The organism is Streptomyces sp. NPDC088254 (genome assembly GCF_044740925.1).
Lineage (GTDB): Bacteria > Actinomycetota > Actinomycetes > Streptomycetales > Streptomycetaceae > Streptomyces.
Genome location: NZ_JBIURQ010000001.1, coordinates 1,214,343 through 1,228,174 on the forward strand (window position 1 = coordinate 1,214,343; position 13,832 = coordinate 1,228,174).

General features: G+C 74.8%; 13 protein-coding genes. 7 read left to right on the plus strand and 6 right to left on the minus strand.

From position 1 onward, the window contains the following. Nucleotides 1-49 precede the first annotated feature (49 nt). A complete protein-coding gene (locus ACIOC0_RS05255; RefSeq protein WP_402152617.1) occupies nucleotides 50-1,051 on the minus strand; it encodes an NAD-dependent epimerase/dehydratase family protein in 1,002 nt (333 codons plus the stop codon). Between the two features lie 114 nt (nucleotides 1,052-1,165). Next, entirely contained in the window at nucleotides 1,166-2,527 is a 1,362-nt protein-coding gene (locus ACIOC0_RS05260; RefSeq protein WP_402152619.1) for a hypothetical protein, read from the minus strand. Nucleotides 2,528-2,640: 113 nt separating this feature from the next. On the opposite strand from ACIOC0_RS05260, the gene ACIOC0_RS05265 reads away from it, so the two are divergent. From ACIOC0_RS05265 to ACIOC0_RS05290, 6 genes are all read left to right on the plus strand, one after another. After that, entirely contained in the window at nucleotides 2,641-3,900 is a 1,260-nt protein-coding gene (locus ACIOC0_RS05265; protein WP_402152621.1) for a molybdopterin-dependent oxidoreductase, read from the plus strand. A 44-nt stretch (nucleotides 3,901-3,944) separates the two neighbouring features. Beyond that, a complete protein-coding gene (locus tag ACIOC0_RS05270) occupies nucleotides 3,945-4,400 on the plus strand; it encodes a hypothetical protein (protein WP_402152623.1) in 456 nt (151 codons plus the stop codon). A gap of 129 nt (nucleotides 4,401-4,529) precedes the next feature. Continuing rightward, nucleotides 4,530-5,267: a flavodoxin family protein gene (locus ACIOC0_RS05275; RefSeq protein ID WP_402152625.1), complete on the plus strand. Its 738-nt coding sequence runs from the start codon at nucleotides 4,530-4,532 to the stop codon at nucleotides 5,265-5,267. A gap of 140 nt (nucleotides 5,268-5,407) precedes the next feature. Then, nucleotides 5,408-6,685 (plus strand): precorrin-6y C5,15-methyltransferase (decarboxylating) subunit CbiE, encoded by a 1,278-nt coding sequence (gene cbiE / locus ACIOC0_RS05280; protein ID WP_402152627.1) that lies wholly within the window; start codon nucleotides 5,408-5,410, stop codon nucleotides 6,683-6,685. Beyond that, nucleotides 6,682-7,431 (plus strand): precorrin-4 C(11)-methyltransferase, encoded by a 750-nt coding sequence (gene cobM, locus ACIOC0_RS05285; protein WP_402152629.1) that lies wholly within the window; start codon nucleotides 6,682-6,684, stop codon nucleotides 7,429-7,431. Before cbiE ends, cobM begins: the two co-directional genes overlap by 4 nt. Next, complete coding sequence (locus ACIOC0_RS05290; protein WP_402152631.1) at nucleotides 7,425-7,793, plus strand: glyoxalase superfamily protein; 369 nt, start codon at nucleotides 7,425-7,427, stop codon at nucleotides 7,791-7,793. The genes cobM and ACIOC0_RS05290 overlap by 7 nt, the downstream gene beginning before the upstream one ends. 21 nt (nucleotides 7,794-7,814) lie before the next feature. Here the strand turns inward: ACIOC0_RS05290 and ACIOC0_RS05295 are convergent, their stop codons facing one another. Next, nucleotides 7,815-8,972 carry a cobalt-precorrin-5B (C(1))-methyltransferase gene (locus ACIOC0_RS05295; protein ID WP_402152633.1) on the minus strand — a complete coding sequence of 386 codons (1,158 nt, stop codon included), beginning with the start codon at nucleotides 8,970-8,972 and terminating at the stop codon, nucleotides 7,815-7,817. A gap of 18 nt (nucleotides 8,973-8,990) precedes the next feature. On the opposite strand from ACIOC0_RS05295, the gene ACIOC0_RS05300 reads away from it, so the two are divergent. Further along, a complete protein-coding gene (locus tag ACIOC0_RS05300) occupies nucleotides 8,991-9,755 on the plus strand; it encodes a cobalt-precorrin-6A reductase (RefSeq protein WP_402152635.1) in 765 nt (254 codons plus the stop codon). Between the two features lie 548 nt (nucleotides 9,756-10,303). Here the strand turns inward: ACIOC0_RS05300 and ACIOC0_RS05305 are convergent. From ACIOC0_RS05305 to cobG, 3 genes are read right to left on the minus strand one after another with little or no spacing between them, the layout of a single operon-like run. Then, nucleotides 10,304-11,794 carry a precorrin-2 C(20)-methyltransferase gene (locus ACIOC0_RS05305; protein WP_402152637.1) on the minus strand — a complete coding sequence of 497 codons (1,491 nt, stop codon included), beginning with the start codon at nucleotides 11,792-11,794 and terminating at the stop codon, nucleotides 10,304-10,306. Further along, nucleotides 11,791-12,462: a precorrin-8X methylmutase gene (locus ACIOC0_RS05310; RefSeq protein WP_351089666.1), complete on the minus strand. Its 672-nt coding sequence runs from the start codon at nucleotides 12,460-12,462 to the stop codon at nucleotides 11,791-11,793. The genes ACIOC0_RS05305 and ACIOC0_RS05310 overlap by 4 nt, the downstream gene beginning before the upstream one ends. Beyond that, entirely contained in the window at nucleotides 12,459-13,745 is a 1,287-nt protein-coding gene (cobG, locus tag ACIOC0_RS05315; RefSeq protein ID WP_402153224.1) for a precorrin-3B synthase, read from the minus strand. The genes ACIOC0_RS05310 and cobG overlap by 4 nt, the downstream gene beginning before the upstream one ends. Between the last annotated feature and the right edge of the window lie 87 nt (nucleotides 13,746-13,832).

The window sequence follows — 13,832 nt, forward strand, 5'->3', positions numbered from 1 at the left end:
CGCATGTCCGCTCCTTACGAAACGCGGACGTCGCCCGCCGACAGGACGCTCACTCCCCGCGCAGCGGCGCCGCCGCGAACTCCCGCATGCCCTCCTCGAACCCGACCACGGGCTTCCAGCCCAGCTCGGCGCCCAGGCGCGTCGAGTCCGCGGTGATGTGCCGGACGTCGCCCAGCCGGAACTGACCGGTCACCACCGGGGCCGGCCCGCCGTACGCCGAGGCCAGCGCCGACGCCATCTCTCCGACGGTGTGCGGCTCACCGCTGCCGGTGTTGAACACCGTGAGCACGCCGTCGGCCGGACCGGCCGTGAGCGCCGCCACGTTGGCCCGCGCCACATCCTCGACATGGACGAAGTCCCGCCGCTGGCGGCCGTCCTCGAACACCCGCGGGGCCTCACCCCGCGCCAGCGCGGAACGGAAGAAGGAGGCCACGCCGGCGTAGGGCGTGTCCCGGGGCATCCTCGGCCCGTAGACGTTGTGGTAGCGCAGCGACACCGCCGATCCGCCCGTGCAGCGGGCCCACGCGGCGGCCAGATGCTCCTGCGCGAGCTTGGTCGTCGCGTACACGTTCCGGGGGTCGGCCGGCGCGTCCTCCCCGACCAGCCCGGGCGAGAGCTCCGCCCCGCACACCGGGCACACGGGCTCGAAGCGCCCCCGCGTCAGGTCGGCCGCCGTACGCGGCCCCGGCCGGACCACCCCATGGTCCGCGCAGGTGTACCGTCCCTCCCCGTACACCACCATCGAACCGGCGAGCACCAGCCGCCGCACCCCCGCCCGGGCCATGGACGACAACAGCACGGCGGTGCCGAGGTCGTTGTGGGAGACGTAGTCCGCCGCGTCGGCGACGCCGTCGCCCAGGCCCACCATCGCCGCCTGGTGGCACACGGCGTCGACGCCGGCCAGCGCCGCCGAGACCGCCGTGGCGTCCCGCACGTCACGGCCCGTCCCCTCCCGCAGGTCGAACACCACGGGTTCGTGCCCGCCCGCCCGCAGTGCCTCCACGACATGGGACCCGATGAAACCGGCGCCGCCGGTGACCAGTACTCGCATGGACCGCAGGCTAGGCGCGCCGCCCCGTCGGCCGGCAGGGCCACGCCCACCGCGTCATTCTTCCGTAAGAGGTCGCGGGCCTCCGCCGTACGGGGCACCGTCCCTCGCCGCGCCTCACCATCCCGTCAGGCACAGGTGGTTGAGCAGCAGCGCCAGCACCGCCTGCGCGGCGAGCCAGGCGCGTGGGCGGGGCAGGAACACGCACGCCGCCGCGAGCCACTGGGCGAACGGCAGCCAGATGCGCTCGGTCTCCGCCTTGCTCATCCCGGACACGTCGGCCGCCAGGAGCGCGACGAGCGCGGCGGCGATCAGGAGGGCGAGGCGGACGTCGGCACGGTCCCCGGGTGCGTCCGGCCCGGTCAGGACACTCGCGCGCAGGCGTCCGCGCCCCGCGAGGAGCGTCGCGCCGGTCCGCCGCAGGCCCGCCACGGTCGCGGGGCCCACGATCAGCACCGTGCAGGCGAGGTTGGCCCACACCCAGTAGCCATAGGGGCGGACCCCGGCGGCCCCCTCGTAGTAGCGCTCGACCAGCAGACGGTACGCCGCCCACCAGTCGAAGCCCGCGAGGGTGAACGCGAGCGGCACGACCGCCGCTCCCGTCAAGGCGTACGGCAGCGGCCTCCCGCGCCGTGCGCCGAGCAGCACGACCGCGCCGGCGATCACCACGAAGAGGGTGAGGCCGTAGGAGAGATAGCAGGTGAGGCCGAAGAGGAGTCCGGCGGCGAAACCGGTGAGCCGCGGCCTGCGCCCGGTCACGGCGAGCGCCAGGCACGCGAGGCACCAGGCGGCCACCGCCGCGAAGTAGCCGTCGGCCGACGTCCCCATCCACACCGCCGCGGGCATCATCGCGAGGAACGGGGCGGCCCTGCGCGCCCGCTCTTCCCCGGCCAGTGCGCGCACCGCCACCAGCACGGCGACGCACGCCGTGGCGCCGACGGTGATGCACCAGGCTCCCGCCCAGCCCCCGCCACCCAGACCGACGCGGTCGAGCAGGACGAACGTGAGCGTGGCCCCCGGCGGGTGACCTGCCACGTGCGCGGGCCAGTTGTCGGGCGAGTGGAGCAGGATGTGGCGGTCGAAGTCCCGCAGCGCGGCCGGGATGTCATGGAAGCGGTCGATGACCTGAAGGTATTCGTGACGGGTGGTCAGCCGCCGGGCGACGCCCCGCTCCCAGCCGTCGACCAGGGCCAGTGACCAGGTCCAGGCCAGGGCGGCGCCCCAGGCCGTCCACAGCAGGGCCCGCCAAGGCAGACGAGCGGCGAGCGGCGGACCGTACGCGACGACCGCCGCGGCCGTCGCCAGGGCGGCCGGGGTGCCCGGGCCGGCATGCGGCCCCCATCGCCCGTACAGCGGGGCGTTGCCGACGAGCAGGGTGCCATGGGTGTCCTGGAGGTACCGGCCGACCACGACGGCCGTGCCGACGAGGACGGCGGCCGCCGCCACGGCGGCGAGGTCACGCTGAGAAGTGCGGTTCACACCGGAACGCTAGGGCCGGAAGACGGCGCAACGGTCCCTCGGGACGGCGACGTCAGCGTTTCGTCATGAGTCGCACACCCCCGCACCGCCCCTTCCGCGCCTACGGTCGGTGCATGGCACGGTTCCCCTCCTCTCCCGGCTTCTGGCGCAGCCCCGTGCGCGGCCCCCGGTTCACCTCGGTGCTCGGCCTGGTGCTGCTCGCGGGCATCATCGTGCTGTTCCTCACCGGGCTGCTGTCGTACGCCGCCTACAACCCCGATCTGTCGCCGGTGAACGACAAGACCCCCGGCAAGGGCCTCCTCGGCTTCTATCTCTTCCCTTGGCCGACCGACCCGCCCTGGCTGTACCGGCTCACCCAGGGCGTCCACGTCACCCTCGGCGTCACCCTCGTCCCCGTCCTGCTCGCCAAGCTCTGGTCGGTGGTGCCCAAGCTGTTCGCGCTGCCGCCGGTCCGCTCGCTCGCCCACGCCCTGGAGCGGGTCTCGCTGCTCCTGCTGGTCGGCGGCGCGCTGTTCGAGTTCGTGACCGGCTTGCTCGACGTACAGCTGGACTACGTCTTCCCCGGCTCGTTCTACCCGCTGCACTTCTACGGCGCCTGGGTGTTCTTCGCCGCGTTCCTCGCGCACGTGGCGCTCCGGGCGCCGGCCGCCCTGCGCAACGTGCGGCGCATGCGGGAGGGGGAGGGGGCCCAGGAGGAGGCGGGTGGGGAGCCGGACTTCCCGCTGGTCACCCCGCGGCCCGCCGACGCGACGGTGTCGCGGCGCGGGGCGCTGTGGCTGGTCGGCGGCGGCTCGCTCCTGCTGTTCGCGACCACCGTGGGGCAGAACACGGACGGTTTCCTGCGCCGTACGGCCCTGCTCGCGCCGCACGGCGGCGCCGATCCGGGCAGCGGCCCCGGGGGCTTCCAGATCAACAAGACGGCCGCGTCGCGGGGCATCACCGCGCGGGAGACGAGCGCTCAGGTGTGGCGGCTGGCCGTCACCGGGCCCGCCGGGACCGTCCGGCTCAGCCGAGCCGACCTGCTGGCCCTCCCGCTGCACAGCGCGGCGCTGCCCATCGCCTGCGTCGAGGGCTGGTCGACCTCCGACCAGTGGTGGCGGGGCGTGCGCCTGCGGGACCTCGCCGTCCTGGCCGGGTGCGACGAGGACACGGCGTCCGACGTCCTGGTGGAGTCCCTCCAACGGCACGGAGCCTTCCGTACGGCCGCCCTGCGGGCAAACCAGGTGCGCGACCCCCGCTCCCTGCTCGCCCTCGACGTCAACGGCGAGCCGCTGACCCCCGACCACGGCTACCCGGCACGGATCATCGTGCCCGCCGCGCCCGGCGTGCTGAACACCAAGTGGGTGGCCGAGTTGACCTTTGCGGACCTGTGACGAACGGAAGCGAGCCCGGTGACGACATGAAGAAGGGCCCTGTCATGAGAAGACCTCCGCTCGGAAGCCCGTTGCACATCCTGCTCCTGGTCTGCTCCTTCGCACTCGCCGGATACGCGGGCGTGCGCCTGCTGTCCGGAGACTGGCTCGGCATCGCACTGTGGTTCGTGGGCGCGGCGGTGCTGCACGACCTCGTCCTGCTGCCGCTGTACGCGTCCGCGGACAGGGCCCTCACCGGCGCCCTCGGCGCGGCCGGCCACCGGGAGCGGACGATGTACATCCGGGTGCCGGCCGTCCTGTCCGGCCTTCTGCTGCTGGTGTGGTTCCCGTTGATCAGCGGCCGGACGGTGCAGCGCTACGAGTCCTCCACCGGCCTGCCGGCCGACGGCTTCCTCACCCGCTGGCTGCTGATCACCGCCGTCCTGTTCGGCGGGTCGGCGCTGCTGCTTCTGGTGAGACTGCGCGGTGCGGCGAAGCGGCGGCCGCCCACCGTGCGCTGAAGCGGCCTCACCGGCGGGCGCCCGCGGCCGGTGCCCGGATGGAGGTGCGTCGCAACCGGGCGGCGCCCCCGCCCCGGGAGACGCTGACACCGACACTCCTACCTGTTCGCTCTCCCCCCGGAGTCATCCGTGACAGCATCGCTCGCCCCGTCCACCGAGGACGGCTACCGCTTCGACGACCTGCGCGCGCTCTTCGTCAACTGCACGCTGAAGCCGTCCCCCCGACTCAGCCACACGCAAGGGCTCATCGACATGAGCCGGTCCCTCATGGAAGCGCGCGGGGTGACCACGGAACTCGTCCGCGCGGCCGACCACGACATCGCGACGGGCGTCTACCCCGACATGACCCAGCATGGCATCGCCACCGACGCCTGGCCGGCCCTGTACGAGCAGGTGATGGCCGCGGACATCCTGGTGATCGCCGGGCCCATCTGGCTCGGCGACAACAGCTCGGTCACCAAACGCGTCATCGAACGCCTCTACAGCTGCTCCAGCCTGCTCAACTCCCGCGGCCAGTACGCCTACTACGGGCGCGTCGGCGGCTGTCTGATCACCGGCAACGAGGACGGCGTCAAGCACTGCGCCATGAACGTGCTCTACAGCCTCCAGCACCTCGGCTACACCATCCCCCCGCAGGCCGACGCGGGCTGGATCGGCGCGGCCGGACCCGGCCCCTCGTACCTGGACCCCGGTTCGGGCGGCCCGGAGAACGACTTCACCAACCGCAACACCGCGTTCATGACCTGGAACCTGATGCACCTGGCGGCCCTGCTCAAACGCGCCGGGGGAATCCCGGCCCACGGCAACCAGCGCACGGAGTGGGACGCCGGCTGCCGGCCGGGCGCGGACAACCCCGAACACCGCTGAGCGAAGCAGGCGTCCGGGGACGCCACGACCGTCGCGCCGGGGCGGCGGAAAGCCGGGCGAAGCGGCCCCCGAGCAGGTGGGGGCCGTGCGCCGCCCAGTAGAGTGCGCCCCTGTTGCCCCCGAACCACGAGGTACGCGCAGTGAACCCCGCACGACCAGGACCGCCGCCCGCCGTCGCCGCCGTCACGGTCGTCGGAATCGGCGCCGACGGATGGGCGGGGCTCCCCGACGCCTCGCGCGCCGCGCTCGACGAGGCCGAGGTGCTCATCGGCGGCCCGCGCCAGCTCGACCTGCTGCCCGAACGGTGCGCCGGACAGCGCGTCGCCTGGCCCACGCCCCTGCGCCCGGCCGTCCCCGCACTCCTCGCCGCGCACGCGGGCCGCCGCATCGCCGTCCTCGCCAGCGGGGACCCCATGTTCTACGGCATCGGACGCGCCCTCGCCGAGGAGACGGACGGCGACGCCCTGCGCGTCCTGCCGCACCCCTCCTCCGTCTCCCACGCCGCCGCCCGCCTCGGCTGGCCCCTGGAGGACGTCGAAGTCGTCACGCTCGTCGGCCGCCCCGCCGGCCGCCTCGCCGCCGCCCTGCACGACGGCCGGCGTCTCCTCGTCCTCAGCGCGGACGCCCGAACCCCCGGCCAGGTCGCCGCCCTGCTGCGGGAGCGCGGCTTCGGACCGAGCCGCGTCCGCGTCCTGGAGCAACTCGGCGGCCCGCGCGAGCACATCGGCGGCGGGACCACCGCCGACGAGTGGGAGGAGCCGCGGCCGCCCGGCGACCCCCTCAACATCGTCGCCGTCGAATGCCGCCGCGCCCCCGGCGCCCTGCGGCTCGGCGCCGTCCCCGGGCTCCCCGACGAGGCGTACGAACACGACGGGCAGCTCACCAAGCGGCACGTCCGCGCCGCGACGCTCGCCGCCCTCGCCCCCGCACCCGGCGAACTGCTGTGGGACGTCGGCGGCGGCTCCGGCTCCATCGCCGTCGAATGGATGCGCACCCACCCCTCGTGCCGCGCGATCACCGTCGAACGCGACCCCGTGCGCGCCGCCCGCATCACCCGCAACGCCGACCGGCTGGGCGTGCCCGGGCTGCGCGTCGTCACCGGCGCCGCGCCCGCCGCCCTCGTCGAACTCCCGCCGCCCGACGCCGTGTTCATCGGCGGCGGACTCACCGCCCCCGGCCTCCTCGACGCATGCTGGCAGGCGCTGCCCGACGGCGGGCGGCTCGTCGCCAACACCGTGACGCTGGAGTCGGAGGCCCTGCTCGCCGACGCCTGCCGGCGGCACGGCGGGGAGCTGGTGAAACTGGCCGTGGCGCACGCCGTGCCCGTCGGCGGCTTCACCGGGTGGCGGCAGGCGATGCCGGTGACCCAGTGGGCCGTGCACAAGACCCCCGACCCGTCCTCAGGAGCAGACAGATGACCGTGTACTTCATCGGCGCCGGCCCCGGCGCCGCCGACCTGATCACGGTGCGCGGCGCCCGCGTGCTCGCCGCGAGTCCGGTCTGCCTGTACGCGGGGAGCCTCGTCCCGCGCGAGCTGCTCGCCGAATGCCCGCCCGGCGCACGGCTGGTGGACACCGCGCGACTCGACCTGGACCAGATCGTCGCCGAACTGGTCCGTGCGCACGAGGAGGGCCACGACGTGGCCCGGCTGCACTCCGGGGACCCCTCGGTGTTCAGCGCGGTCGCCGAGCAGATGCGGCGGCTCGACGCGGCCGGGGTGCCGTACGAGGTCGTCCCGGGCGTGCCCGCGTTCGCAGCGGCGGCGGCCGCCCTCAAGCGGGAACTGACCGTGCCGACCGTCGGCCAGACCGTCATCCTCACCCGCATCGCCCAGCAGGCCACCGCCATGCCCGAGGGGGAGGACCTCGCCACCCTCGGCCGCAGCGGCGCGCTCATCGTGCTGCACCTGGCCGCCCGCTACGTCGACCGCGTGGTCGGCGAACTCCTCCCGCACTACGGCGCCGACTGCCCGGCCGCCGTCGTCGCCCACGCCTCCCGCCCCGAGGAGCTCGTCATCCGCGGCACGCTCGACGAGATCGCCGGCAAGGTGAAGGAGGCCGGCGTCCTGCGTACGGCCGTCATCATGGTCGGCCGCACCCTCGCCGCCGAACACTTCCGCGACAGCCACCTGTACTCCCCGGACCGGGACCGCCACACATGCTGAGCGACGGGAGCGACACGGGCGGCACGCACGAGGAGGTCGTTCCGATCCTGCGCGTACAGGACGCGGCGGCCGCCGTCGACTGGTACGCGCGGCTGGGCTTCCGGCAGCAGTGGGAGCACCGGTTCGAGCCCGGCCTGCCCGTGTTCACCGAGGTCGCCCGCGGACGCGTCCGGCTGTACCTGTCGGAGCACGAGGGCGACGCCCGGCCCGACACCCTGCTGTACCTGCGGGTCGGCGATCTCGACGCGGTGGCCGCGGAGTTCGGCGTACGGGCCGAGGAGACGCCGTGGGGGCGCGAGCTGCGCCTGACGGACCCGGACGGCAACCGCCTGCGCGTCGGCCCGGTCGTCGCCGGTGACTGACCCGGCCGCCGCCGGGAGCGGTCAGGCGACCGTGCTGCGGCCGACCACCGTCCCCGCCCGGTCGATGCAGACGACGTCCACCGCGACGGGCGCGCCCCGCAGCACGGCCAGCGCCTGGTCGCGGGCCGCCGTCGCCACCAGGTCCCCCAGCGGCACCCCGGCCGCCAGGCACAGCTGGAGCGCGGCGAGCCCCGTGTTGGCGTCGGCCACCTCCGCCGCCAGTGCCTCGTCCGCGCCGCCGCGCCGGGCCAGTTCGGCCAGGAAGCCCTTGTCCACCTGGGAGCGGGCCGAGTGCAGGTCGAGATGGCCCGCGGCCAGCTTGGAGAGCTTGGCGAAGCCGCCGCACACCGTGAGACGGTCGACGGGGTGCCGGCGGACGTACTTCAGCACCGCCCCCGCGAAGTCGCCCATGTCGAGCAGGGCGTCCTCGGGCAGGCCGTACTCCGCGACGACCGTCCGCTCCGACGTCGACCCGGTGCACCCCGCGACATGCGTGCGCCCCGCCGCCCGCGCCACGTCCACGCCCCGCCGAATGGAGTCGATCCACGCCGAGCACGAGTACGGGACGACGATGCCGGTCGTGCCCAGGATGGACAGGCCGCCCAGGATGCCGAGCCGGGGGTTCCACGTGGAGCGGGCGATCTCCTCGCCGTGGTCCACGGAGACCGTGATCTCCACGTCCGACGTGCCGCCGTACCGGGCCGCGACCTCGGCGACGTGGTCGCACATCATCCGGCGCGGCACCGGGTTCACGGCGGGCTCGCCGACCGGCAGCGGCAGACCGGGCCGGGTGACCGTCCCGACCCCCGGGCCGGCCCGGAAGACGACCCCGGAACCGGCGGGCAGCCGCCTGACCGTGGCCCGCACCAGCGCGCCGTGCGTGACGTCCGGATCGTCGCCCGCGTCCTTCACGATCCCCGCCATCGCGTACGCCTCCGTCAGCTCCTCGGCCGCCAGCGCGAAGGACGGCGTCTGCCCCTTGGGCAGCGTGATCGTCACCGGGTCGGGGAACTCGCCGGTCAGCAGCGCGGTGTACGCGGCCGTCGTGGCCGCCGTCGCGCAGGCGCCGGTGGTCCAGCCGGGCCGCAGACCCGTGTGCTTCAGCTGCGCGGTACGACCGCCCTTCGCCTCGCCGACGCCCTGCGCCCCGGCCTCGCCGGTGCTCTGTGACTCGCTCATGAACGGACCTGGACTTCCATGCACGTACTGATCCTCGGCGGCACCACGGAGGCCCGCCGCCTAGCCGAACTGCTGCACGGCCCTCCCGGGTTGCGGCTGACCAGCTCCCTCGCGGGGCGGGTCGCCAGTCCCCGGCTGCCGCCGGGCGAGGTCCGCGTCGGCGGCTTCGGCGGGACCGAGGGCCTGACCGCGTGGCTGCGCGACAACGCCGTCGACGCGCTCATCGACGCCACCCATCCTTTCGCCGGGACCATCAGTTTCCACGCGGCGCGAGCCGCCGCCACCGCCCATGTTCCCCTGCTCGCGCTGCGCCGCCCCGGCTGGGTCCCCGTGGAGGGCGACCGCTGGCACGAGGCCTCCTCGCTGGAGGAGGCGGCGGAGCTGCTGCCCGGGCTGGGGGAGCGGGTCTTCCTGACCACCGGGCGCATGGGCCTCGCCGCCTTCGCCGACCTCGCCGACCTGTGGTTCCTCGTCCGTTCCGTCGACGCGCCCGAGCCGCCGCACCCGCCCCGTATGGAGGTGCTGCTCGACCGGGGGCCGTTCACCCTGGACGGCGAACGCGAGCTGTTGCGCCGTTACCGGGTCGACGTGCTGGTGACGAAGGACAGCGGGGGAGCGGCCACCGCGCCGAAGCTGACGGCGGCGAGGGAGGCGGGAGTTCCGGTGGTGGTGGTCCGACGCCCGAAGTTCCCCGGGGGCGTCCAGGTGGCGACAACTCCGGAGCAGGCGGCTCGCTGGATAACCGACCGCCTCGGCCGGTCCCCCGGCCCCCGGCTGTCCTGACCGTCCGCGCGCCCCGGGACATCCGGCCCCGGCCGTCCCGACGTCCGGCCGCCGCCGAGCGCCTGCCGGGCGGCACGGGCCGGTTGCATCCGGTGCCGACGAAGAAACGGGTGACACCGAACGGGAGCGGCTGGCACTGACCGGAACCAGCCGAAACCGACGGGAAACGGCTGGCGCCGACGGGAACGGCCGGCCCCAGCCGGAGGCTCCGGCGCCGGCGGGATCCGGGTGACACAGGCCGGGAGCGGCTGGTGCCCACTGCGGAAGCGGCTGGCGCCGACCGGTGGCATCCGGCACCGGTGCGATACGACCGGCACCCGGCTGACGCCGACCGGAGGTATCCGGCGCCGGCGGGATACGGCTGGGAGCGGCTGGTGCCGACCGGGAGCGGCCGGCGGCCGGCCGGACAAGTATCCGCGCCGGCGGGGTGCGGCCGGCGCCGGCCGGAAGCGGCCCGCGCCGACAAGAAGGGGCTGGCGCCGACCCGGAGCAGCCGGCGCCGGCCGTGAGCAACCGGTACTGACCGCGCGCGGTCGGCGCCGTACGCCTCATGCCTCCGGGTACCGGCGAGGCGTCCAGACGATCTGCTCGCCGTCGCCGCGCCGCACGGCTCGCGTCTGGGAGGAGCCGACCAGCAGGATCGTCCGCATGTCGACCTCGGCCGGATCCAGGTCGGCGAGCGGCACGATCCGCACGCTCTCCCCGGAGCCGCCCACGTCCCGCGCGACCACGACCGGGGTGTCCGGGTCGCGATGCTCCAACAGCAACTCGCGGGCCTTGGCCACCTGCCAAGTGCGGCTCTGTGAGCCCGGGTTGTAGAGGGCGAGCACCAGATCCGCCGAGGCCGCCGCGCGCAGCCGTTCGGCGATGACCTCCCACGGCTTGAGCCGGTCGGAGAGCGAGATCGTGGCGTAGTCGTGCCCGAGCGGCGCACCCGCGCGGGCGGCGGCCGCGTTGGCGGCGGTCACGCCCGGCAGCACGCGCACCGCGACATCCTCGTACTCCTTCTGCGAGGCGACCTCCAGGACGGCCGTCGCCATGGCGAACACCCCCGGATCGCCCCCGGAGACGACGGCGACCCGCCGGCCCCGCCGGGCCAGGTCGAGCGCGAACTCGGCCCGCTCCGACTCGACCCGGTTGTCCGAGCCGTGCCGCACCTGCCCGGCCCGTACCGGCACCCGGTCCAGGTACGTGGTGTAGCCGACGAGGTCGTCGGCGGCGGCGAGCGCGCCCCGCGTCTCGGGCGTCAGCCACCGCGGTCCGGCCGGCCCGGTCCCGACGACGACCACCTCACCGCGCTCACGCGCCGCGGGCCGCTCCGCGTCGACCTGGCTCGGCAGCACGGCCACCGAGAAGTACGGCACCGACTCCTCGTCCACGTCGGCGAGTTCACCGACCCGCTCCCCGGCCATGGTGGCCCGCTCCACGTACCGGGCCTCGCCCAGCCGGCCGGAACTCTCCATCGCCCGGCGGACCTTGGGGAAGGTGCGGCCCAGCTTCATCACCACCGCCACGTCCGTCGCGGCGAGCCGCGCGGCCAGCTCCTCCTCGGGGAGCGTGCCCGGCAGGACGGTCAGCACCTCCTCGCCCTCGACGAGCGGCGCGCCCAGCCGGGCGGCGGCGGCCGACACCGAGGTGACCCCGGGGATCACCTCGGTGTCGAAGCGGTCGGCGAGCCGCTTGTGCATGTGCATGTAGGAGCCGTAGAAGAGCGGGTCGCCCTCGGCGAGGACCGCGACGGTCCGCCCCGCCTCCAGGTGCGCGGCGAGCCGGGCCGACGCCTCGGCGTAGAAGTCGTCGATGGCGCCCTGGTAGCCGCCCGGGTGGTCGGTGGTCTCGGTGGTGACCGGGTAGACCAGCCGCTCCTCGATGTGGTCGGCGCGGATGTGCCGCGCCGCGATCGAGCGGGCGATGGACCGGCCGTGCCGGGCGCTGTGATAGGCGATCACATCGGCTTCGGCGATGACCTCGACGGCCCGGACGGTCATCAGGGACGGGTCGCCGGGGCCCAGCCCGACGCCGTACAGCTTGCCGCTCACTCTTCCTCGCTCGCGATCGCGTTGAGCGCGGCGGCGGCGAGGGCGCTGCCGCCCCGGCGCCCGCGCACCACCAGGTACTCCAGGCCGGACGGGTGCGCGGCCAGCGCGTCCTTGGACTCGACGGCGCCGACGAACCCGACGGGCACGCCGATGACGGCGGCGGGCCGGGGCGCGCCCTCGTCGATCATCTCCAGCAGCCGGAACAGCGCGGTGGGCGCGTTGCCGACGGCGACCACCGAGCCCTCCAGCCGGTCCCGCCACAGTTCCATCGCTGCGGCGGTGCGGGTGGTGCCGAGCTCTGCGGCGAGCCCCGGCACGGACGGGTCGGACAGGGTGCACAGCACGTCGTTGCCGGCGGGCAGCCGCTTGCGGGTCACTCCGCTGGCCACCATCTGCACGTCGGTGAAGATGGGCGCGCCCGAGCGCAGGGCCTCACGGGCGCGGGCCACGACGGTGGGCGTGCAGTCCAGGTCCCGTACGAGGTCGACCATGCCGCAGGCGTGGATCATCCGGACCGCGACCTGGCTGACGTCGGCGGGCAGACCCTCGAGGTCGGCCTCCGCCCGGATGGTGGCGAAGGACCGGCGGTAGATGGCCGCGCCGTCCTTCTCGTACTCGTACTTCGTCACGGTGTTCTTCTCACTGCTCTCGGTCGTCGTGCGGCTCATGCGGTGATCGCTGCCAGGGCGGTGGCGAGTCGGGAGGGATGGTCCAGGGTGGTGGTGCGGGGCTCCTGCCCGGTCACGGCGGTGGAGAGCAGATAGCCGCCCTCGGGTGCGGCGACCACGTCGATCCGGTCGCCCCGGGGATGTCCGCAGCGTCGTTCGCATCCTGACCAGTACAGGGGGAGGCCGCCCGGGGCGAGCGCCGCGCGGGCCTCGGTCGCGTCGGCCTGCACGTCGGCCCGGGACCTGCCGCATCCGGGCCGACCGATGCAGGCCCCGACGCGCATCCAGGGCGAGCCGGGATCCGTGACGAGGCCGGCGGCCGCGAGATGAGCGAGGGAGGCGTCGACGTCCGCGCGCGGTGTGGGAAGAACCACACCGCGCCAAGGCGTGAGGCGCAGCTCGCCGACGGCGACATCGGTCAGCTCCCGCCACTGACGGGCCGCGAGGCGACCGAAGGGGACGTGTACGGACAGCGCGGCGCCGACGGCTCCGGGAGGCGGCCCGCCGGTACGGGCGGCGTCCCGGGGGCACCGCTCGTGGCCGATGCCCTCGCCCGCGAGCCGGCGGCCGACCAGATCGATGAACGAGCCGTCCGAGCAGGGGAGTTCGTCCACCCGCCAGACGCCGGTCCCCGTCGCCCGCACGGTCTCCAGGAACGTCTCGGCTGCCGCCAGCGCGGCACGCGGCGCGTCCTCGGCGGACACCAGCAGCGCCTCGCCGGCCGACCCCGGGGCGAGTTCCGCGCGGCCGTTCGCCGTCGCCCGGAGCGTGACGTCCGCGGCGAGCCCGGCCACATCCCCGCGCCCGTCGTCGAGCGCGAACAGGAAACGCCCCGACAGCGCCCGCGCCGGATCGCTCGCGCACAGCGCCGCGTCCAACGCCGTCAGCCACGGCCGTACGTCGAGCCGGCCGCGTCCGTCGAGACCGGACAGCGGCGAGGCGACGATGTTGCGGACCCGTTCGTGACCGGGCGAAGGGAGCAGCCCGGCGGTGTCCAGCAGTGCGGCCAACTCCCCGCGGCAGTCGGTGCCGAGGCCCCGCAGCTGCACGTTCCCCCGCGAGGTCAGATGCAGTTCGCCGTCGCCCAGCCTGGCCGACGCCTCGGCGAGCGTCCGCGCCTGCCGTACGGTCAGAACGCCGCCGGGGACACGGATCCGGGCCAGCGCGCCGTCGTCGGCCGTGTGCAGCCGCAGCGAACCCGGGCAGGCGTCACCGCGTTCGCGTGAGGCCGGCGGGGCCTGGGGCGATGAACGAAGGTCAGCCGTGGACATGGCGGCGAGCATACCCACCATCAGGCACGATGCACCCGGGGCCCTCTTGCCCCGCCCCCTACTATGCTCCTTGGCGGATCACCCGATCCGCTCACGCCA

Excerpts from the sequence above, each read along its gene's own strand:
- ACIOC0_RS05255 (WP_402152617.1), bottom strand. The coding sequence starts at position 1,051 with ATGCGAGTACTGGTCACCGGCGGCGCCGGTTTCATCGGGTCCCATGTC.
- ACIOC0_RS05265 (WP_402152621.1), top strand. The coding sequence starts at position 2,641 with ATGGCACGGTTCCCCTCCTCTCCCGGCTTCTGGCGCAGCCCCGTGCGC.
- ACIOC0_RS05270 (WP_402152623.1), top strand. The coding sequence starts at position 3,945 with ATGAGAAGACCTCCGCTCGGAAGCCCGTTGCACATCCTGCTCCTGGTC.
- cobM (WP_402152629.1), top strand. The coding sequence starts at position 6,682 with ATGACCGTGTACTTCATCGGCGCCGGCCCCGGCGCCGCCGACCTGATC.
- ACIOC0_RS05290 (WP_402152631.1), top strand. The coding sequence starts at position 7,425 with ATGCTGAGCGACGGGAGCGACACGGGCGGCACGCACGAGGAGGTCGTT.
- ACIOC0_RS05295 (WP_402152633.1), bottom strand. The coding sequence starts at position 8,972 with ATGAGCGAGTCACAGAGCACCGGCGAGGCCGGGGCGCAGGGCGTCGGC.
- ACIOC0_RS05300 (WP_402152635.1), top strand. The coding sequence starts at position 8,991 with ATGCACGTACTGATCCTCGGCGGCACCACGGAGGCCCGCCGCCTAGCC.
- ACIOC0_RS05310 (WP_351089666.1), bottom strand. The coding sequence starts at position 12,462 with ATGAGCCGCACGACGACCGAGAGCAGTGAGAAGAACACCGTGACGAAG.
- cobG (WP_402153224.1), bottom strand. The coding sequence starts at position 13,745 with ATGCTCGCCGCCATGTCCACGGCTGACCTTCGTTCATCGCCCCAGGCC.